The following is an 18486-nucleotide window of genomic DNA, read 5'->3' on the forward strand; positions in this document are numbered from 1 at the left end:
ACGACTGGAACCGGCCTCGGGTTTGGCATGGATGTTGCACTTGCGAACGTGAGCCGGAAAACCATCACCTTGGCGCTCTCAGCGCGATGGCTATTCCATCCTCGGTCCCATCAGGAGGTCATCAATGACAAAGTACAAGCTCGAATATATCTGGCTCGACGGCTATGAGCCGGTCCCGAATCTTCGCGGTAAGACCCAGATCAAGAGCTTCGACGAATTCCCGACGCTCGAACAGCTTCCGCTCTGGGGCTTCGATGGGTCATCGACCAAGCAGGCTGAAGGTTCGAGCTCGGACTGCGTTCTGAAGCCGGTTTCCGTTTATCCAGACCCTGCTCGTGAGAACGGCGTTCTGGTGATGTGCGAAGTCATGATGCCGGATGGCACGACGCCGCATCCGTCGAACAAGCGCGCAACGATCCTCGATGACGACGGAGCCTGGTTCGGCTTCGAGCAGGAATACTTCTTCTATAAGGACGGTCGTCCGCTTGGCTTTCCCGAGCAGGGTTATCCCGAGCCCCAGGGCAAGTACTACACCGGCGTCGGCTATTCGGCGGTTGGCGACATCGCCCGTGAGATCGTGGAAGAGCATCTCGACCTCTGCCTCGAGGCCGGCATCAACCACGAAGGCATCAACGCGGAAGTCGCGAAAGGCCAGTGGGAATTCCAGATCTTCGGCAAAGGCTCCAAGAAGGCTGCCGACGAGATGTGGATGGCCCGCTACCTGTTGCAGCGTCTGACCGAGAAATACGCCATCGACATCGAATATCACTGCAAGCCCCTCGGCGACACCGACTGGAACGGCTCGGGCATGCATGCCAACTTCTCGACCACTTATATGCGCGAGACAGGCGGCAAGGAATATTTTGAAAGCCTCATGGCCGCATTCGAGAAGAACCTCGAAGAACACATCGCTGTTTACGGCCCGGACAATCACATGCGCCTCACCGGCAAGCATGAGACCGCGCCGTGGAACAAGTTCAGCTACGGCGTCGCCGATCGCGGCGCTTCGGTCCGCGTGCCCCATTCCTTCGTGAACAACGGCTACAAGGGCTATCTCGAGGATCGCCGCCCGAACTCCCAGGGCGACCCCTACCAGATCGCTTCGCAGATCCTGAAGACCATCGCCGAGGTTGAGGAAAGCAAGGAAGGCGGCATCTCCGTCGCCGCCTGATCGCCCCCGATCAAAACGATTTTCAAAAGCCGGGCATCGCGAGGTGCTCGGCTTTTTTGTGCCACGGCGCCGATCTGGACGGCCACGATGATCGGATAAAGGCGATGGCAGGAAGGCTGTCGCTGTCGCTTGTCCTGGGCTCACCGCCACAGCCCGTCCAGACGGCACCGGCTTGCTTGAGCAGGCCTGCTTTTCACCGAACACGCTTACGGATTCGGGGATTTCCTCTCCGCATAAGACCAAGAAAACGAACATCGATGGTCTGAGATGTCCGGTTCGATTGCCGGGCATATCTGCTCTCACGATCGGTTCAAATCAACGAAGCCCGCGCCATGCCTCCCGCCAGATTCAAATTGGCCAGGACAGCGTGATGGCTTTCGGCCCGATCAAGGTCTGCCCAACCTATCAGTTTTCCGCGTAGGCCGCCCGGACTGCGTCGCGCGTCATTATCGCTATGCGTCCTGTCTCAGCGTTCTGGCTGCTCTTGCCGATCTGAGTGGCGGCGGCATCTGGCTTAGCCAGGGAAGGGTCAACCTGGCTGGCTTCCAGTTGCCAGGCGGTGAATTTGGCGATTGCCTGAGCGCGTGCTGCTTCTCCGACAACATCGACCAGAGAAACCTTTGGCGGTTCCCCAGGCTTCGAGGCAGCAACAGGATTTGGTTCGGCCTGCGGTTTCTGGGCCAGTGCCCGTGGAGGCGCGGTAAAGAATGTGGAGATGAAGCCGTCGATAAAGTTGTTCATGAAACTGGTCCCGATTAACGGGCCCAATTTCGTTCATGAGATTTAGAAACCGCCTTTAAAAATCGTTCAAATCCGGTCTATCCGCAAGAATATTAGAATGTCGCCAGTGGACCTTTCAAAGCACCGCGAAGAAGGCTGGTCGGCAGCCCAGGCGGGGTGCCGCCGCGCGGTGAGTAAAATCTGAATCTGAGTCAATTTATTCGTCCTACGATTTTATAACAACGGGCCGCGCTAGCGGCAGGCTCTGACGCTTGCGTACATGGTGTTATCAGTCGTCTTCAGGACGTTGCGGTCCGGTCCGGCACGGTTCTGAAACAGAAAAGGAGCGCACGCGGCGCCCCTTCTCCCTTCGCTTACCGTTGCTGAACCGGTGGGCTCAACCGGCCTTAGACCGAGTAGTACATCTCGAATTCGACCGGATGCGGGGTCATCTCGAAACGCTCGACCTCTTCCATCTTGAGTTCGACATAGGCGTCGATCTGGTCGTCGTCGAAAACGCCGCCGGCCTTCAGGAAGTCGCGATCCGTGTCGAGGCTCTCGAGCGCCTCGCGCAGCGAACGGCAAACGGTCGGGATTTCCTTCAGCTCTTCCGGCGGCAGGTCGTAAAGATCCTTGTCCATGGCCGCGCCCGGATGGATCTTGTTCTTGATGCCGTCGAGGCCGGCCATCAGCATGGCCGAGAATGCGAGATACGGGTTTGCCGTCGGGTCAGGGAACCGGACTTCGACGCGCTTGGCCTTCGGCGACTGGCCGAACGGAATACGGCAGGATGCCGAACGGTTGCGCGCCGAATAGGCGAGCAGAACCGGCGCTTCATAGCCCGGCACCAGACGCTTGTAGGAGTTGGTCGACGGATTGGTAAAGGCGTTCAGCGCGCGCGCATGCTTGATGATGCCGCCGATATAGTGGAGGCAGCTCTCAGACAGGCCAGCATACTCGTCGCCCGCGAAGGTGGGCTTGGAGTCTTTCCAGATCGACTGGTGAACGTGCATTCCCGTGCCGTTGTCGCCAAAAACGGGCTTCGGCATGAAGGTCGCGGTCTTGCCGTAGGCGTTGGCGACCTGATGAATCACGTATTTGTAGATCTGCAGCTTGTCGGCATTGCGCGTCAGCGTGTCGAACTTGATGCCCAGCTCGTGCTGGGCCGCCGCCACCTCATGGTGATGCTTCTCGACGGAAACACCCATCTCGGCCATGACCGTGAGCATTTCCGAGCGCATGTCCTGGGCGCTGTCGATCGGCGGAACCGGAAAGTAGCCGCCCTTGATGCGCGGACGATGGCCGAGATTGCCGGTCTCGTATTCCGTGTCGTCGTTTGACGGCAATTCCGTGCAGTCGAGCTTGAAGCCCGTGTTGTACGGATCGGTCTTGTAGCGGACATCGTCGAAGACGAAGAATTCCGCCTCGGGACCGAAAAACGCGGTGTCGCCGATGCCCGACTGGGAGAGATAGGCCTCGGCCTTCTTGGCCGTCGTACGCGGATCGCGGTTATAGGCCTCGCCGGAAACCGGATCGAGGATGTCGCAGGTGATCGCCATGGTCGACTGGGCGAAGAACGGGTCCATGTGCGCCGTTTCCGGGTCGGGCATCATGACCATGTCGGATTCGTTGATCGCCTTCCAGCCGGAGATCGAAGAACCGTCGAACATCGTTCCTTCGGAGAAAAGGTCTTCGTCGACCTGGGACACGTCCATGGTGACGTGCTGCATCTTGCCCTTCGGATCGGAGAAGCGCAGATCGACGAATTTGACGTCGTTATCCTTGATCTGCTTCAGAATTTCATTGGCGTCAGTCATGACGGTCCTTCCCAGTTGATAAGCAGTTTTTTGGTTGGATCGGATCGGGGATTCCGGTCAGATCGCGTCGGTGCCGGCCTCACCGGTCCGAATGCGAATAGCTTCCTCGATGTTGGACACGAAGATCTTGCCGTCACCGATCCGCCCGGTCTGAGCGGCCTTGCGGATCGCTTCGACTGCGGTGGCGACGACGTCGTCACCGAGGACGAGTTCGACCTTCACCTTCGGCAGGAAGTCGACGACGTATTCGGCTCCGCGATAGAGTTCGGTATGTCCCTTCTGCCGGCCGAAACCTTTGGCTTCGGTCACGGTGATGCCCTGGAGGCCAACCTCCTGGAGGGCTTCCTTGACCTCATCGAGCTTGAACGGCTTGATGATTGCCTCGACCTTCTTCATCGAACATCCTCTAAATATCTGGTCCCCGACGCGGGCATTGTGCCCGGCGATCCGCTGCGATGCAGGCTGCGTGCCAGTACGGCACATGGAAACCTGCCGGGAGGCAAATAGTTTTCAAAGCGCGAAGTGCCAGTTCCGTCGAACGATTCTCAAGCTGTTTCGGGCTTGGGGTTTGCCGCAAGGCCCTAGTTCGTTCGACGTCGATCCATCCGAGCCCATTTCCGCGTCAGCAAAAATGCGATTTTCCGATCAAATAACAGGCATAATGAGCAATGAATAAGCAGCCAGGCCGCCCAAACGCGATGAACCTCGAATTGCTGACCCCCGATGAAATGGGGAGGGCGGACCGTCTGACGATCAAGGGCGGTTTGGCCGGGTTTGAGCTCATGAAGGCGGCCGGTGCTCAGGTGGCGGACGCCGCGCTCTCCATGATCGCAGAAGCCGTTTCAGGGAGTACCGGCAGGATTTTCTGTCTCGCAGGTCCCGGCAACAATGGTGGCGATGCCTTCGTGGCTGCCGAATTCTTGAGACGGGGCGGCTTCACGGTCGAAGTGCATGCCCTCGTTCGACCGGACCAGCTCTCCGGCGACGCAGCGCTTGCCGCGGAGTTCTATCGGGGCCCTGTCAAGCCGCTCGACGGGTTCGATCCCGATGATACGGTCCTTGTCATAGACGGGCTGTTCGGAGCAGGCCTTTCGCGGCCGCTGGAAGGCAGGATCTCGCAACTTGTCGAGGGGATCAACGCTTCGGCGGCCAAGGTCCTCGCGATTGATCTTCCTTCCGGTGTTTCCGGCGAAAGCGGTGCAGTTCTGGGAGCGGCCTTTGAGGCGGACAAAACGGTTTCGTTCTTCCGTGCCAAACCCGGTCATTATCTTGAGCCCGGCCGCTCGCGCTGCGGCGCCGTCGACATCCGTCAGATCGGGATCGAACGCGCGGTGCTCGAGACCATCCAGCCTAAAGCGTTTTTGAATACGCCGGGCCTCTGGAAAAATTTCCTCGCACTGCCAGCCGACAACGGTCACAAATACGATCGTGGACACGCGGCCGTCTTTTCGGGGCCAGCTTCGCAAACCGGGGCAGCGCGCCTTTCAGCTGGAGCCGCGCTCAGGGCAGGTGCCGGGCTCGTGACGCTCGTTTCACCGGCCGGTGCACTTTTGATCAACGCCGCCCATCTGACGGCCGTTATGTTGAAGCGCTGTGAAGGGGAGGAGGATCTTGTGGACCTGCTCGACGATCAGCGCCTCAAGGCGTTCGTTCTGGGCCCAGGCTTCGGGGCAGGGGATCGCGCCCGCGACTATGCGCTCAGCGTTCTCGGTGCCGGCCGCTCGCTCGTTCTCGATGCAGACGGGATTACCTCGTTCTCAGACGAACCTCGAGACCTGTTCGCCGCCGCAGAAAAGTCTCGCGATGAGCAAGGCGCAAAATTGGTTTTGACGCCGCATGCTGGTGAATTTTCCCGAATCTTCGGTGATATCGCGTCAGACGGGTCCCTATCGAAGCTGGGCAAGGCGCGGCGTGCCGCCGAACAGGCCGGAGCCGTCGTCGTGTTCAAGGGGCGTGACACTGTGATCGCGGCGCCCGACGGCCGGGCTGCGATCAATGCAAACGGCACGCCCTGGCTTGCGACCGCCGGGACGGGGGACGTGCTCACCGGTATTATCGTGGCACAGCTTTCCCAAGGCATGCCCGCCTTCGAAGCGGCGGCGGCCGGGGTGTGGATGCATGGACGAGCAGCTGAACACTTCGGCCCAGGGCTGATCGCCGAAGATCTGGCCGGTCAGCTTCCTCAGGTGTTTGGCGATCTTTTGGCGGGTTGATGGTGCGGCAAGCCTGATGCTGAAAGTCACGCATCGTTTCAGCATCAGGCTCCGGGACCGATCCGGCACAATCAGCCGTTGCGTAGAGCGTCGATCAGTTCGTCCTTGGACATGTTGGATCGACCGTCGATATCCAGCTCCTGAGCGCGTTCGTAGAGCTCATCGCGCGTCCATTCCTCGTAAGGCGGCGATTTACCGCCTTTCTTGGAGGGCTCCATGTCGGGATTGGCCTGTGCGTTGGAAATCGCCGCGGCCTTTCCCTTCGAATAGCCCTGATCACGGAGCTCTTCGTAGACATCGGGCGCTTTCAGCGAAGGATTGTTCTCGTTCTCTTTGCTCGCCATGTCGCGAACTCCGTTTTCCTGAGCCCATCAACCCGGCTATTTCGGCTCACGGGTGCCGGCTGCGTCCGGCCCGCCAAGGCTGCGGTCGTCATCGGGCGCACGTGCATCGGCCCGTCCCGCCGGATCCATTCCGACGCCTTCGGCCGTCGCATAGGTATGCCCGCCGTCTGCAAGAAGCCCGAGGGCCTCGCTGAGCTGCATCTCGATGGCGGACATCTCGTCACCGCGATCCGCGTTCTGTCGCGCTCCGACGCGTGAGCGGAGTTCTTCGAGACGCATCTGGCGTTCCTCGATGGTCATCGCCTGATTGCTCAGAATATCGTCGATCTCGTCCTGGGTTACAGGCTGCGCGATGCCGGGATTATCCGCATCGCCACCCACGGCCTGATCGACTGGAACGATATCGGCTTCAGTACGTGTCGGTTGATCTGACATTGCTCTGTTCCTTCTGGTAAATCTGATGGGTAAACGCGATTGGAAAGCTCGAAGTTCACCAGAAGCTGTTCGTGCCGCGCTTCCTGCGACGTTTACTGGGCTCCTTGCAGGCTCTCCTCGCTGGATACCATCCCTGTTCCGATCACGCTTTCCGCTTCGCTTTCGGCAGACGTCGTCTCCTGAGGGTCGATACCCGAGGCACTGTTAGGCGGGGTCGTTCCATACCCGATATTGAAGATGGCGATCGCGACCGCTATCGCTAGCGCGGCGTTCAGACCCACGAGCACGACCGTACCGGAAATCTCCGGGCCAGTGTCATTCGGATCGTGTTGCGACATGACGGCCTGCCATGGGTCAGAGATCGGTTGCCGGATCTGGCTCAGTTCGTGAGGATATCTTCGATCTTGCCGAGCGGATGGTTGGTCAGATCCTTCGCGATCTCACCGACGATCCGGTGTTCCACCTCCTTGTGAAGGTGCTCTCGGAGCTCGCCAAGGGTCGATGGTGAGGCGACGAGGACGATTTTCTCAAACCTGTGTTTGATCGCCATTTTGTAGAGAATGTCTGCGAGTTCCGCAGCGAACCGCTCTTTCGCCAGTTTGTGCCAATCGGTGTCCTCGAAAGCCGATCTATGAGGATTCGACGCCCCACCATCGCCGGCTCGACCGGGCCTGTTCGCGCTCTGCTCGGCGTCGGAGGGATTGTCCTGCTCCTCGACCCGCTGAATTTCGAAATTCGGAAGCTCCTGATCGCCGAGGTTTTTCAGGAAGAGGGCTTTCTCTCCATCGGCAATGAGCAACCAGGTTTCATAACCAATCTCAACCGAGCTCATGATTTTCTCCATTCTGGAATGAAAAAGGGCGCGTTGGCCACGCGCCCTCAAATTGAACGATGGCGAAGATCTAGTCGTCGTCGCCCTGAAGCAACCGCCACACACCGAAGCCCACGATTGCGACGAGTGGCGTCATGATCGCGGCTGCCTTCCTCTTGCGTGCCATAGCAAAGATCTTCGGCAGATTGGAAAGTGCGGTCGTGCCAGCGACGGAGGCGATATCCCGCTTCATCCTGTCCTGGGCTCGCTTTTCCGGTTTGCGCCTCACCACGATCGTGGTGATCCAGAGAACGACTACGATCGCCAAACATGCCGCCGACGCGATCAAGGCCGCGTTGAGCGCTCCGATAAACGAGGCGGCGTATACGAACAGGGCCGTGATAAGGAATGCGATTAGGAGCAGGATGAAGACGCTCATAACCGCATAAAGCGTCGCGAGGCGCTTGAGCCTCGCGAGATAGATGCCGATCTCGCCCTGAAATATCTTCGCTACAAGGAACCACATATTGGCTTAGTGGAAGATGCGAGCGTAGAGGTAACCGACCGCAGCGGCGATCAGAACGCTCTTGATCGGCTCATCGCGAATACGGTCGCTGAGCTGGTCTTCAAGATCGTCGGCAGCCTCTTGGGCCTGCTTGAGATAGCGCTCGCCCTTCGCCTTGTACTCGTCCCGCATGGCGGTGGCCTGGTTCCGGGCGTTATTGGACCGGTTCGTCGCCATGCTCTTCAGGGATTCTGCGACACCAGACACGTCTTCGCGCAGTTTCTGGATTTGCGCCTCAAGTTCCTCGCGATCGCCGCGCGTTGCTGCGGAGCTGGAATAGGACGAGCCCGGCGTCGTCGAGCCGGCCGTTGTGGATGAGGATGCCGTGCCGGATGCAGTGCCTGCGCCGTAGTTGGAGGATGAAGTGTCCGATGCCATGGGGTGCCTTTCTGGTCTTTAAAGCGCCGCACACTGGGTGTGCGGACATGTCCTTTGTCTCCAAACAGCGCACTTGCGAGAATGTTCCAGCCCAGAGTGCTGGACGGGTGCCTTATCTGTGGATGATTTGGAGTGATTTGGTTCTGGTGCCGGCTCTAAAGCCTGCTAAGAAGAGACCCAGCCCTTGAGGGCGGCGACAGGATGTGTCGTCGCCCTCATGGGCGTCGGGTCTGAGAATGCCGCGATAGCGCCGCCTGTCAGGCAGCGGGCGCAACGCCGATGATCTGCGAAGCGATCGAGTCCGGCCCATATTCGCCGTCGCCTTCGATTTGCAGGATCTGCCCGATGCGGGTTCGCGCGCGTGACACGCGGCTCTTGATGGTCCCGACAGCACAATGGCAGATATCGGCCGCTTCTTCGTACGAGAAGCCCGACGCACCGATCAGAATCAGGGCTTCGCGCTGGTCGTCAGGCAACATGTCCAACGCCTTGCGAAAATCCTGCAGATCGAGATGGCCCTGCTGTTCGGGATGACCGGCGAGTTGCATGGCGTGGATGCCGTCGACATCCTGAACCTCTCGGCCCTTCTTGCGCATCTGGGTGTAGAACTCATTGCGAAGAATGGTGAAAAGCCACGCCTTCAGGTTCGTGCCCGGCTGGAACGTATGCTGCTTGTCCCATGCTTTCACCAGTGTCTCCTGGACAAGATCGTCAGCACGGTCGAACGATCCTGCGAGCGATGCGGCGAAGGCGCGCAAGTTCGGAATGACCGAAATCAGGTCGCGACGAAAATCGGTCTCCGCGGTCATTCGACCTCCTCTTTGTCCGATTTACGTTTTTGCTCCCCTTCAGCCTGGTCCAGCTGTTCGAGGAGCGAAAGGAAACGATCCGGCACCGGCTCGCTCGCAACGTCGTTGTAGTAGGCTTTGAGGCGGTCGCCTATCGCACTTGGCAGCGCAAAGCTCATTTCGGATTCCTGCTTGTTTTCCGCGGGCCTCTCGGCGCCTGGCGCGTCCTTCTCGGCTTTGCGTGTGTCCATGTCTGGTTCCGGCATATCTTTCATATGGTCAATCTCGTCGTTGACTTCGAGGTCGGCTTTAACTGAAAGCTTATGCTGTCTCGATTTTTTCGCTCGCGACGAGGGCTGCAAGTCGAATGGTCCGAGTTTCAGCCGTATTCTCGTCGGCACATATGGGAGCGTGCGCTTTGCTCAAGGGGTGAATCCTCCTCCGAGCGTTTTCTTTAATATACCAATAGCCAAGTTCGTTCCGCCACTTCACATTGGGTTTTCAGACACCATAACTATGCCGGACCGACTTGATCCTTTTCAGGGGAACTTCGGCTGGATCGGCGCATTGTCGGCTTACCGCCAGGCAAGGTCGATCGATCAAATCCAATCGACACGAGGGGAGTATTCATGTCGATGTCATCCCGCATAGCGCCGCACATACCGTATCTTCGGCGTTATTCTCGGGCTCTCACTGGTTCGCAGTCTAGCGGTGATGCCTATGTTGCAGCCGTTCTGGAAGCGCTCATTGCCGATCCAGAGATTTTCCCGAACGATCAGTCGCCCCGTATTTCGCTCTACAAGCTGTTTTCTTCGCTTTGGCAGTCTCTCGACATCAACATTCAGGATGATGGGCAGACCGGTGGCTGGGAAGAGAAGGCCTCGCGCAATCTGAAGGCGATTTCGCCGCTGCCGCGTCAGGCGTTCCTGCTCGTCGCCGTAGAGGGCTTCACCACCGATGAGGCGGCCGACATCCTGTCGAAGGATGAGACCGAGTTCTCGAACCTGATCAGCCAGGCGAGCGCCGATATCGGTCGCCAGGTCTCGACCGACATCATGATCATCGAGGATGAGCCGCTGATCGCAATGGACATCGAGCAGATGGTCGAGGGTCTGGGGCATTCGGTCACCGGCGTCGCCCGGACGCACAAGGAAGCGATCGCGCTGTTCGAGCAGCAGCAGCCGGGTATGGTTCTTGCCGATATCCAGCTTGCCGATGGCAGTTCCGGAATCGATGCCGTGAACGATATCCTGTCTCATGTTTCGGTGCCCGTGATCTTCATCACGGCGTTCCCGGAGCGACTGCTGACGGGCGAGCGGCCCGAGCCGACCTTTCTGGTGACGAAGCCGTTCAACCCGGACATGGTGAAGGCTCTGATCAGCCAGGCCCTGTTCTTCGAAAGCGACCATAAGGTTGCCGCGTAAACCGGTCGGCGTTTATCGCCGATCGTCGATTAAGTTGGGGCCGTTGGCGGGCGAACACCGGCTTTCCGACCTAAGGTGCAAAGGTTCAAGCGTGGTCTAATGCTGGCAGCAAAGGTCATGAAAGCTGTTGAAAACACGGATATGTCCGTGTTCCGGCAGGACCACGATCTTCGCTATTCCTGGGTTTGCAATCCTGGAAGATCCTGGCTCTCCGATGTCCGAGAGGGCATGTCGGATTCCGATATCCTCAACGAATCGTCGTTGCAGTACGCGCTCGATGTGAGGAGAAAGGTTCTGACCACGGGTTCGCCGGTTCGCTTCGAATTCCTTCACGAGACGACCCGGTCCTCCCGGTGGTACGATATCCAGCTCGATGTCGATCGGGATGAGAACGGCTCGATTTCCGGGCTTCTCGGCACCTCGGTGGAGATAACCGAACGCAAGCGACGCGAAGATACGCTCAAGACGCTTCTTCGCGAGCTTTCCCATCGCTCGAAGAACCTGCTCGCGATTATCCAGAGCCTTGCGAGCCAGACGGCGCGCCATTCTCTGACGGTTCCGGAATTCCTCGTTCGATTCCGCGGACGGATTCAATCGCTGTCCTATTCTCAGGACATCGTGACCGATACGAACTGGCGTGGTGCCCAGCTGGACGAACTGATCACCCTCCAGGTCGAGCGATATGCCCCCGACGGCAATCAGCAGATAAAATCGGCCGTTGCGTCGGTCTATTTGTCGCCGACCGCCTCCCTTCATGTCGGTCTTGCCCTGCACGAATTGGCGGTCAACGCGGCTTCCTATGGTTCGCTTTCGGTTCCCGGCGGAGAAGTCCAGATTTCGACCGAATTAGAAGAGGTCGAGGATCATCAGGATCTCGTGCTCACGTGGAAAGAGTATAACGGTCCGCGTGTGCGCCAGAACCGCGATCCTCGCTTTGGTACGGCAACGCTTGAGCGTATCGTTCCAAACGCTGTTGGCGGCTCCGCCAAGCTGACCCATGAGCCCGACGGTGTTCTTTATCGGTTGCTCATTCCCGATGCGCAGTTCGAACTTACGAACGAGCCAAGCGGGCTCTAGGCCCTCGAATTTTCTCATTCGGACCGTGAGTTTCTTCCGTAACGCTATTGTGAAAAAGCTGCTTTGCGACTGAAGGTGCGAGTGGGCAACTCTCAGGTTGCTGCTTTGGCTTCACAGATTTCCGCGACTTCTCCAGCCGTTTGATCTCCGACCTTGGAAGGTTTGGGGCAAGCGCCTGATTCGAAAGGGTCTTTTCCTTCGGCCTGCCTGCGCATCCGTCAGCTCACCGGATGCCTCGCTCGAAGACGGTTTCGCTTTCTTCCTCAACGGAAATTTTACTTTCCCTTTCTGCGACGCGGAACGAAAGTGGGTTGACTCTGTTTTACCTCCAACATGGAGAGGTTCAATGGAACACATTGCTGCTTTGATGCTTCTGGTTGGCTGTTCATCGGACGTCACGACTTGCCGGGAGGTGCCAGTCGCGGCACCCGCATATGAAACGATCGACGAATGCCGCAACGATCTTGGCCTGCAGGTTCGTCTTGCAGAGACCCGGATGCCGAAGCTTTACGGTGCCTGCAAAGCCGTCGATCCGGCTTCGTTCGAGCAATCGGCGTCACTCGAATGGTCTGTGACACGGGACGGGCGTCTCGACATCGACCTCGTGAACAATCAGCAGCTCGTCGCTTCGAGATAAGTCACGGTTCATCTGCCGTTCATTTGAATAATGGTTTCAATACGCCTCGCGAACAGCGGGGCGTTTTTTGTGGACAAAACCATGTCCGGTGTCGTCGACCTCGACGGAAAGCCTGCCGCGCTGATCGGAATCAGTTTATGATGCGCCTGACGCTCGGTTGACGCGCTATTGAACAACGTCAGGGACGCGGTATTTTCTGCGTCACGGGACACACAGGAGAGGACCCAGTTCATGAAGAAGATCATCGCGATCGCAGCCTTGACGCTGACCGTCGCCGCTACGGGCTGCACGACCGAAGATCGCTACACCGGCGGTGGCGCGCTGGCTGGCGGCGCGGTTGGCGCACTGGCAGGTCAGGCCATCGGTGGCAACACTGAATCGACCCTCATCGGTGCAGCCGTCGGCGCTGCCGGTGGTGCGGTCGCGGGCAACGTCATCGGCCGCTCGCAGCAGCGCCCGGGCTACTGCCGCTATTCCGACGGCAACGTCTATCGGTGCCCGCAGGGCTACTGATCGGGAACGAATTTCCCGTCTTCGAAAGCCGCCGGCGCCCTGTCGGCGGCTTTTCCATGTCCGGAACACGGTTTCGCGACAGGATTATCGCGACGTATCGACACTCTCGCGGCAGGAACGGGTCGAGGAAATCCGTGATTGCCAAACCGTCGGAAAATGATGTGGTACGTCTGGATCGACGTTTCACGCTCGGTACTTGTTTTCGCGCACACTGTGAGCCGAAGAGTCGTGCCTTTTCGGCATCATGCTCAAAACGGGTGTCAGATGAGCGGATTCCATTCTTTCTGGTCCGAGGGGACCATTATAACGGGGCAATCAGACCAGTGAGACGCTATTCAAGATCGTTCGCACGCGTGGCAGCAGGCTTCGTCCTCGTCTCGGCGCTTGGTCTCGGTGCTTGTACCGGACGAGACGGAGCGCCTGTCGTTGACGCTTTTTTCGGCCTCGAGGACGGTAGCGTGAAGCCCTATCGACAGGGTACGATACCCGTGCCGACCGTGGAGCCGGGTGACGACCTGATCGGCACCGCCGCGAATGCGCCGGGACAGTGTATTTGGCGCCGGGCCGGATCGCCGCGCCGTTTTGAAGCCGATTGCCCTGATGGATACGGCCTCTGACAGGCGAAGGTCTCAAAGCTGAATTCATCTGAAGTCATTGCCTGACGAGCTCGACGAAGGCTTTTCGATAGCCGCCTTCTTTGGCTGGGTCCGACAGGAACTCGATCCGTTTCAGCCTGTCTGAGCGCGCGATCTCGAAGCCGCGTCGGTCTGCCGTCGTGATGCGCCATCCTGTCTTTGTCTCACTTGCCCTATGCGCGATATCATCGATGGCATCGGCGTGATCCTCGTTCATGTGATCGACGGCGCGAATGGCCGATGTTTCAAGATCTGGAACGGTCTCATCCGTCAGGTCGCCGACGCCCAGCTCGTAAGCTCTCGCAAAGCCGCCATTGAGGCTGCCCTCAATCGGATCGAGCACTGCAAAATGGAAATCGGGAAAGTCGATGTAGAGTTCGGCCTTCGGATGGCGGGCAAGAAAGCGGGCGCGAAGCCGGCCGCGCTCTTCAGCGACCGGCTCCACGAGCCTTGCTTTCGCGAAAATCGACAGGCGCGGATGGGCGAGCGGATCGCCTTTTGCCGGTTCACCGAGAAGCAGCGAACAGCGATTATCCACCGCGAGCGCCTTGGCATGCAGCGAAAGCCTTGAGATGAGAATGACCGGGTGTCCGGTGAAATCGGTCGCCGTCAAGACGCGGCTCACCGCTGGAAAGCCGTCACCGGGTCGCAACACGCTCAACGAACCGAAGCGGGCCGATCGCGTCAATTGGCGCGCCAGTTTGCGAACCTCGTCGTCGACGGGCTGGTGGGTCAAGGGCCCTTGCGTGCTGGCGTTATCTGGCATGGCGGTACCGAAGTGTTGATGAGTGGCTAGCTCGCCCGGGCTAAGAGCGAGGTCCCGTTTGCGTTCCCGAGATGAGGGCATATCTGCGTTCGTACGTGAAGATGAAAGCGAGGATACTCCGTGGCAGACGAATTGAAGACGACGATAAAGGCGATTCTTGGTGACATGAAAGCGCCCGACGGTGGGGCGGATGTCGTCTCGCGTGGCATGGTGTCCGATATTTTCATCGCGGACGGCAAGGCGTTCTTTTCCCTGACGGTTCCGGCAAAAGATGCGGACGCGTTCGAGCCATTTCGCAAGGCCGCCGAGAGCCATATCGAGAAGCTCGACGGTATCACGAAGGCCATGGTCGCGTTGACGGCGGAGAAACAGGCGGGCGAAGCCGCAGCCAAGCCTGCGCCAGTTCCATCCCAACAACCGAGCGCACCTGCCAGCCGCAGCGCGGAGCCGCGCGCGACGAAGCCCGGTATCCCGAATGTCGACAAGATCGTTGCCGTCGCGTCCGGCAAGGGCGGTGTCGGCAAGTCGACGACGGCCGTCAACATGGCGCTCGGCTTTCGCGATCTCGGTCTCAAGGTCGGCATTCTCGATGCGGACATCTATGGTCCATCGATTCCGAGACTTCTCGATCTGAAGGACAAGAAGCCGCAATCGGCCGGCGGACGTTTGCTCAAGCCGCTCGAAGCCTATGGCTTGAAGGTGATGTCGATCGGCCTTCTCGTCGCGGAAGAGACCGCAATGGTCTGGCGTGGGCCCATGGTGGTCTCGGCCCTCAATCAGATGTTGCGGGAAGTCGAATGGGGCCATCTCGATATTCTCGTGGTCGACATGCCACCGGGAACCGGAGATGCGCAGCTGACCATGGCCCAGCAGGTGCCGCTCGCCGGTGCCGTCATCGTCTCCACGCCGCAGGATCTGTCGCTCATCGATGCCCGGCGCGGGATCACGATGTTCCGCAAGGTCGACATCCCAATTCTCGGGATAGTGGAGAATATGAGCTACTTCATTGCGCCCGATACCGGTGCCCGATACGACATTTTCGGTCATGGTGGCGCCGAAGCGGAAGCAATCAGGCAGTCCGTTCCGTTCCTGGGCGCGATGCCCCTCGACATGCATGTTCGGGTTCGCTCCGACGAGGGCGTTCCGATCGTTCAGGCAGAACCGGACGGCCCCCATGCGGAACTCTACCGCGATATGGCTTCACGCGCGCTTGCCGGTCTGGAAGGCGTGTCAGCTACTTCAACGGGTCCCAGTATCGTTTTTGAATAAATGGTCAAAAATTCGGCTTGCATTAATCGGTTGAAAGCTGTCGGATAAAGCCTCGGCGGGCGACAAGACCCGCTCAACCCTGACAGGAGGCAATTCCCACATGAGGATGACCACGCGGCTTCTCGCCGCCACTGCTATGGTGCTTGCACTCGGCTCCGCCGCATCCGCCAAGACTTTGGTCTACTGCTCAGAAGGCTCCCCCGAGGGCTTCGACCCGGCGCTCTATACCGCCGGCACCACCTTCGACGCGTCGTCGAAGACGGTCTACAACCGCCTCTTCGAGTTCGAGCTCGGAACGACGAACACCAAGCCCGGGCTCGCCGAGAGCGTCGAAGTTTCCGAAGACGGTCTCGAATACACCTTCAAGCTTCGTCCCGACGTCCAGTTTCAGACGACCGACTTCTTCACCCCAACGCGTCCGATGAACGCCGACGACGTGGTCTTCTCCTTCGACCGCCAGAACAATTCGGAAAATCCGTACAACGAGTACGTGACCGGCGCGGCCTGGGAATACTGGAATTCGATGTCGATGCCCGACATCGTGAAGTCGATCGAGAAGGTCGACGACATGACGGTGAAGTTCACCTTGAACGAGCCCTATGCGCCGTTCGTCGCGAATCTCGCGATGGATTTCGCCTCGATCGTCTCCAAGGAATATGCCGATCAGCTGGCCGAGGCGGGCAACGAGGCGCAGCTCAACCAGCAGCCCGTCGGTACCGGCCCGTTCCAGTTCGTTGCCTATCAGCAGGACTCGGTAATCCGCTACAAGGCGCATCCCGACTATTGGGACGGCAAGGAAGCGATCGACGACCTCGTCTTCGCGATCACGACCGATGCCTCCGTTCGTCAGCAGCGCCTGCTCGCCAATGAATGCCAAGTGATGCCCTATCCGAACCCGGCGGATGTCGAGAGCCTGAAGGGCAATGACAGCCTTAACGTGATGGAGCAGGAAGGCCTCAACGTCGGCTATCTCGCCTACAACACCAAGGTCGCACCGTTCGATCAGGCCGAGGTCCGCAAGGCCCTCAATATGGCGATCAACAAGCAGGCGATCATCGACGTCGTGTTCCAAGGCTCTGGCGAGATCGCCAAGAACCCGATCCCGCCGACGATGTGGTCCTATCGCGAAGAGACCGAGGACGATCCCTATGATCCGGAAGCCGCGAAGAAGATGCTTGAGGATGCCGGCGTTTCCGATCTTTCGATGAAGGTCTGGGCTATGCCCGTCCAGCGTCCCTACAACCCGAATGCTCGTCGGATGGCCGAACTCATCCAGGCCGATTTCGCCAAGATCGGCGTCGATGTCGAGATCGTCTCCTATGAGTGGGGCGAATATCTGGAGCGGTCCAAGGCAGAAGATCGCGACGGTGCCGTCCTGCTCGGCTGGACCGGCGACAACGGCGATCCGGACAACTTCCTCGCGGTGCTTCTTGGCTGCGACGCGGTTGGGAACGCCAATCGCGCCCAGTGGTGCAATAAGGACTTCGACGCGAAGGTGAAGGAAGCCAAGACGCTTGCGACCCAGGAAGAGCGCACGCCGCTCTACAAGGATGCGCAGGCGATCTTCAAGGAAGAGGCTCCCTGGGCGACGATCGCCCACTCGGTGACCTTCATGCCGATGCAGAAGAGCGTCACCGGCTATGTGCAGGATCCGCTTGGTGGCCATTGGTTCACCGGCGTCGATATCGAGCAATAAGAGCCGACATTCGGGGCCGCATCGTCGCGGCCCCGTTCGCTCTACCAATTCGTACAGTCTACGCGAACCTTCTTGTCCGTTGCGTCTTTCTCGGTCGCAGCCGCTTCGCCTGACGTTCCGAACTCACCTTATCGATCGGCGGTTTTTATGCTCCGCTTTATTCTTTCGCGCATTGGCGTCCTCGTTCCGACATTCGTTGGTGTCGCTATCGTCGCCTTCGCCTTCATCCGGCTTCTGCCCGGCGATCCGATCATTCTCATGAGCGGCGAACGCGGCATTTCCGACGAGCGCTATGCGGAGCTGCAGGCCATGCTGGGGTATGATCGCCCGCTTCCTGTTCAGTTCTGGGAGTATCTGACCGGCCTCTTGCAGGGCGATTTCGGAAACTCGATCGTCACGAATCGTCCCGTGTTCGAGGAGTTCGTGACGCTTTTTCCCGCAACGATCGAGCTTTCTCTCGTTGCGATTACGCTCGCAGTCATCATCGGCATTCCGGCCGGCATCCTCGCGGCGATCAAGCGCGGGTCCTGGTTCGACCAGGTCACCATGGGCGCGGCGCTCACCGGTTATTCGATGCCGATCTTCTGGTGGGGTCTGCTCCTCATCATCTTCTTTTCGGGCTACCTGCAGTGGACGCCCGTCTCCGGCCGCATGTCGCTGATGTACTATTTCGATCAGCCGACCGGTTTCATGCTGATCGACAGCCTGCTTTCCGGGCAGGCCGGCGCCTTCAGGTCCGCCGTCTCTCACCTCGTTCTACCCGGTATCGTGCTTGCGACGATCCCCCTTGCGGTGATCGCACGTCAGACGCGCTCGGCGATGCTGGAAGTTCTGGGCGAGGATTATGTCCGCACGGCCCGGGCGAAGGGCTTGAGCGCGTTTCGCGTCGTGTCGGTTCATGCGCTTCGAAACGCCCTCATTCCGGTGGTCACGACGATCGGTCTCCAGATCGGCGTGCTGATGGCCGGCGCGATCCTCACCGAGACGATTTTCTCCTGGCCTGGTATCGGCAAATGGATGGTCGATAGCGTCTACAGGCGGGACTATCCCGTCGTGCAGGGCGGCCTGATTCTGATCGCGATGGTCGTGATGATCGTCAATCTCATCGTCGATGTCCTCTACGGACTGATCAATCCGAGGGTGCGCACACGATGAGCCATATCGAAGCGGAAGAAGCGCGCGAGGGCGTCGGGTCCGGCATCGAGGACCGCGAGCCCAAGATCAGTC

Annotated in this window: 23 protein-coding genes; 10 read left to right on the forward strand and 13 right to left on the reverse strand. The window is 59.1% G+C overall.

What is annotated here, in order from left to right:
- Positions 1–124 precede the first annotated feature (124 nt).
- Positions 125–1171, forward strand: a complete 1047-nt coding sequence (locus ABDX79_RS02085) for a glutamine synthetase beta-grasp domain-containing protein (protein ID WP_346218591.1) — start codon at positions 125–127, stop codon at positions 1169–1171.
- A gap of 405 nt (positions 1172–1576) precedes the next feature.
- Here ABDX79_RS02085 and ABDX79_RS02090 read toward each other — a convergent pair whose 3' ends face one another.
- The 3 genes from ABDX79_RS02090 to ABDX79_RS02100 form a co-directional block, all read right to left on the reverse strand.
- Positions 1577–1912 (reverse strand): hypothetical protein, encoded by a 336-nt coding sequence (locus tag ABDX79_RS02090; RefSeq protein WP_346218592.1) that lies wholly within the window; start codon positions 1910–1912, stop codon positions 1577–1579.
- A gap of 386 nt (positions 1913–2298) precedes the next feature.
- Positions 2299–3708, reverse strand: a complete 1410-nt coding sequence (glnA, locus tag ABDX79_RS02095) for a type I glutamate--ammonia ligase (RefSeq protein WP_346218593.1) — start codon at positions 3706–3708, stop codon at positions 2299–2301.
- Between the two features lie 57 nt (positions 3709–3765).
- The gene (locus ABDX79_RS02100) at positions 3766–4104 is read right to left on the reverse strand and encodes a P-II family nitrogen regulator (RefSeq protein ID WP_007066448.1); all 339 of its coding nucleotides are present in this window, start codon (positions 4102–4104) and stop codon (positions 3766–3768) included.
- A gap of 302 nt (positions 4105–4406) precedes the next feature.
- Between ABDX79_RS02100 and ABDX79_RS02105 the strand changes: the two genes are divergently transcribed.
- Positions 4407–5921: an NAD(P)H-hydrate dehydratase gene (locus tag ABDX79_RS02105; RefSeq protein ID WP_346218594.1), complete on the forward strand. Its 1515-nt coding sequence runs from the start codon at positions 4407–4409 to the stop codon at positions 5919–5921.
- A gap of 71 nt (positions 5922–5992) precedes the next feature.
- Here ABDX79_RS02105 and ABDX79_RS02110 read toward each other — a convergent pair whose 3' ends face one another.
- From ABDX79_RS02110 to ABDX79_RS02145, 8 genes are all read right to left on the reverse strand, one after another.
- Entirely contained in the window at positions 5993–6265 is a 273-nt protein-coding gene (locus ABDX79_RS02110; protein ID WP_346218595.1) for a DUF7218 family protein, read from the reverse strand.
- A gap of 36 nt (positions 6266–6301) precedes the next feature.
- Entirely contained in the window at positions 6302–6700 is a 399-nt protein-coding gene (locus tag ABDX79_RS02115) for a hypothetical protein (RefSeq protein WP_346218596.1), read from the reverse strand.
- A 92-nt stretch (positions 6701–6792) separates the two neighbouring features.
- Positions 6793–7038, reverse strand: a complete 246-nt coding sequence (locus ABDX79_RS02120) for a hypothetical protein (protein ID WP_346218597.1) — start codon at positions 7036–7038, stop codon at positions 6793–6795.
- Positions 7039–7079: 41 nt separating this feature from the next.
- The gene (locus ABDX79_RS02125; protein ID WP_346218598.1) at positions 7080–7532 is read right to left on the reverse strand and encodes a host attachment family protein; all 453 of its coding nucleotides are present in this window, start codon (positions 7530–7532) and stop codon (positions 7080–7082) included.
- 70 nt (positions 7533–7602) lie between these two features.
- The gene (locus ABDX79_RS02130) at positions 7603–8037 is read right to left on the reverse strand and encodes a hypothetical protein (protein WP_346218599.1); all 435 of its coding nucleotides are present in this window, start codon (positions 8035–8037) and stop codon (positions 7603–7605) included.
- Between the two features lie 6 nt (positions 8038–8043).
- Positions 8044–8454, reverse strand: a complete 411-nt coding sequence (locus tag ABDX79_RS02135; RefSeq protein WP_346218600.1) for an ElaB/YgaM/YqjD family protein — start codon at positions 8452–8454, stop codon at positions 8044–8046.
- Between the two features lie 257 nt (positions 8455–8711).
- Positions 8712–9263: a sigma-70 family RNA polymerase sigma factor gene (locus ABDX79_RS02140; RefSeq protein WP_346218601.1), complete on the reverse strand. Its 552-nt coding sequence runs from the start codon at positions 9261–9263 to the stop codon at positions 8712–8714.
- Positions 9260–9604: a NepR family anti-sigma factor gene (locus ABDX79_RS02145; RefSeq protein ID WP_346218602.1), complete on the reverse strand. Its 345-nt coding sequence runs from the start codon at positions 9602–9604 to the stop codon at positions 9260–9262. Before ABDX79_RS02145 ends, ABDX79_RS02140 begins: the two co-directional genes overlap by 4 nt.
- 267 nt (positions 9605–9871) lie before the next feature.
- On the opposite strand from ABDX79_RS02145, the gene ABDX79_RS02150 reads away from it, so the two are divergent.
- From ABDX79_RS02150 to ABDX79_RS02160, 3 genes are all read left to right on the forward strand, one after another.
- Complete coding sequence (locus ABDX79_RS02150) at positions 9872–10666, forward strand: response regulator (protein WP_346218603.1); 795 nt, start codon at positions 9872–9874, stop codon at positions 10664–10666.
- 117 nt (positions 10667–10783) lie between these two features.
- Positions 10784–11743 (forward strand): sensor histidine kinase, encoded by a 960-nt coding sequence (locus tag ABDX79_RS02155; RefSeq protein ID WP_346218604.1) that lies wholly within the window; start codon positions 10784–10786, stop codon positions 11741–11743.
- Between the two features lie 346 nt (positions 11744–12089).
- Positions 12090–12380: a hypothetical protein gene (locus tag ABDX79_RS02160; RefSeq protein WP_346218605.1), complete on the forward strand. Its 291-nt coding sequence runs from the start codon at positions 12090–12092 to the stop codon at positions 12378–12380.
- Between the two features lie 8 nt (positions 12381–12388).
- On the opposite strand, the gene ABDX79_RS02165 is transcribed toward ABDX79_RS02160, so the two are convergent.
- Positions 12389–12613 (reverse strand): hypothetical protein, encoded by a 225-nt coding sequence (locus tag ABDX79_RS02165; RefSeq protein WP_346218606.1) that lies wholly within the window; start codon positions 12611–12613, stop codon positions 12389–12391.
- Between ABDX79_RS02165 and ABDX79_RS02170 the strand changes: the two genes are divergently transcribed.
- Both ABDX79_RS02170 and ABDX79_RS02175 read left to right on the forward strand, forming a co-directional pair.
- Positions 12612–12893, forward strand: a complete 282-nt coding sequence (locus ABDX79_RS02170) for a YMGG-like glycine zipper-containing protein (RefSeq protein WP_346218607.1) — start codon at positions 12612–12614, stop codon at positions 12891–12893. The genes ABDX79_RS02165 and ABDX79_RS02170 overlap by 2 nt on opposite strands.
- 353 nt (positions 12894–13246) lie before the next feature.
- Positions 13247–13510, forward strand: a complete 264-nt coding sequence (locus ABDX79_RS02175; protein WP_346218608.1) for a hypothetical protein — start codon at positions 13247–13249, stop codon at positions 13508–13510.
- Positions 13511–13544: 34 nt separating this feature from the next.
- Here the strand turns inward: ABDX79_RS02175 and ABDX79_RS02180 are convergent, their stop codons facing one another.
- Complete coding sequence (locus ABDX79_RS02180; RefSeq protein WP_346218609.1) at positions 13545–14264, reverse strand: HugZ family pyridoxamine 5'-phosphate oxidase; 720 nt, start codon at positions 14262–14264, stop codon at positions 13545–13547.
- A gap of 150 nt (positions 14265–14414) precedes the next feature.
- Between ABDX79_RS02180 and ABDX79_RS02185 the strand changes: the two genes are divergently transcribed.
- The 3 genes from ABDX79_RS02185 to ABDX79_RS02195 all read left to right on the forward strand — a co-directional run bounded on the left by ABDX79_RS02185 (position 14415) and on the right by ABDX79_RS02195 (position 18414).
- Positions 14415–15563, forward strand: coding sequence for an Mrp/NBP35 family ATP-binding protein (locus ABDX79_RS02185; RefSeq protein ID WP_346218610.1), 1149 nt, complete (start codon positions 14415–14417; stop codon positions 15561–15563).
- Positions 15564–15663: 100 nt separating this feature from the next.
- Entirely contained in the window at positions 15664–17259 is a 1596-nt protein-coding gene (locus ABDX79_RS02190) for an ABC transporter substrate-binding protein (RefSeq protein ID WP_346218611.1), read from the forward strand.
- A 147-nt stretch (positions 17260–17406) separates the two neighbouring features.
- Positions 17407–18414 carry an ABC transporter permease subunit gene (locus tag ABDX79_RS02195; protein WP_346218612.1) on the forward strand — a complete coding sequence of 336 codons (1008 nt, stop codon included), beginning with the start codon at positions 17407–17409 and terminating at the stop codon, positions 18412–18414.
- Positions 18415–18486: the final 72 nt, after the last annotated feature.

The organism is Fulvimarina fulva, assembly GCF_039652615.1.
Classification (GTDB): domain Bacteria; phylum Pseudomonadota; class Alphaproteobacteria; order Rhizobiales; family Rhizobiaceae; genus Fulvimarina.

Excerpts from the sequence above, each read along its gene's own strand:
- ABDX79_RS02100 (WP_007066448.1), bottom strand. The coding sequence starts at position 4,104 with ATGAAGAAGGTCGAGGCAATCATCAAGCCGTTCAAGCTCGATGAGGTC.
- ABDX79_RS02150 (WP_346218603.1), top strand. The coding sequence starts at position 9,872 with ATGTCGATGTCATCCCGCATAGCGCCGCACATACCGTATCTTCGGCGT.
- ABDX79_RS02170 (WP_346218607.1), top strand. The coding sequence starts at position 12,612 with ATGAAGAAGATCATCGCGATCGCAGCCTTGACGCTGACCGTCGCCGCT.
- glnA (WP_346218593.1), bottom strand. The coding sequence starts at position 3,708 with ATGACTGACGCCAATGAAATTCTGAAGCAGATCAAGGATAACGACGTC.
- ABDX79_RS02135 (WP_346218600.1), bottom strand. The coding sequence starts at position 8,454 with ATGGCATCGGACACTTCATCCTCCAACTACGGCGCAGGCACTGCATCC.
- ABDX79_RS02195 (WP_346218612.1), top strand. The coding sequence starts at position 17,407 with ATGCTCCGCTTTATTCTTTCGCGCATTGGCGTCCTCGTTCCGACATTC.
- ABDX79_RS02115 (WP_346218596.1), bottom strand. The coding sequence starts at position 6,700 with ATGTCAGATCAACCGACACGTACTGAAGCCGATATCGTTCCAGTCGAT.
- ABDX79_RS02110 (WP_346218595.1), bottom strand. The coding sequence starts at position 6,265 with ATGGCGAGCAAAGAGAACGAGAACAATCCTTCGCTGAAAGCGCCCGAT.
- ABDX79_RS02120 (WP_346218597.1), bottom strand. The coding sequence starts at position 7,038 with ATGTCGCAACACGATCCGAATGACACTGGCCCGGAGATTTCCGGTACG.
- ABDX79_RS02190 (WP_346218611.1), top strand. The coding sequence starts at position 15,664 with ATGAGGATGACCACGCGGCTTCTCGCCGCCACTGCTATGGTGCTTGCA.
- ABDX79_RS02105 (WP_346218594.1), top strand. The coding sequence starts at position 4,407 with ATGAACCTCGAATTGCTGACCCCCGATGAAATGGGGAGGGCGGACCGT.
- ABDX79_RS02085 (WP_346218591.1), top strand. The coding sequence starts at position 125 with ATGACAAAGTACAAGCTCGAATATATCTGGCTCGACGGCTATGAGCCG.
- ABDX79_RS02090 (WP_346218592.1), bottom strand. The coding sequence starts at position 1,912 with ATGAACAACTTTATCGACGGCTTCATCTCCACATTCTTTACCGCGCCT.
- ABDX79_RS02155 (WP_346218604.1), top strand. The coding sequence starts at position 10,784 with ATGAAAGCTGTTGAAAACACGGATATGTCCGTGTTCCGGCAGGACCAC.
- ABDX79_RS02160 (WP_346218605.1), top strand. The coding sequence starts at position 12,090 with ATGGAACACATTGCTGCTTTGATGCTTCTGGTTGGCTGTTCATCGGAC.
- ABDX79_RS02125 (WP_346218598.1), bottom strand. The coding sequence starts at position 7,532 with ATGAGCTCGGTTGAGATTGGTTATGAAACCTGGTTGCTCATTGCCGAT.
- ABDX79_RS02165 (WP_346218606.1), bottom strand. The coding sequence starts at position 12,613 with ATGAACTGGGTCCTCTCCTGTGTGTCCCGTGACGCAGAAAATACCGCG.
- ABDX79_RS02140 (WP_346218601.1), bottom strand. The coding sequence starts at position 9,263 with ATGACCGCGGAGACCGATTTTCGTCGCGACCTGATTTCGGTCATTCCG.
- ABDX79_RS02130 (WP_346218599.1), bottom strand. The coding sequence starts at position 8,037 with ATGTGGTTCCTTGTAGCGAAGATATTTCAGGGCGAGATCGGCATCTAT.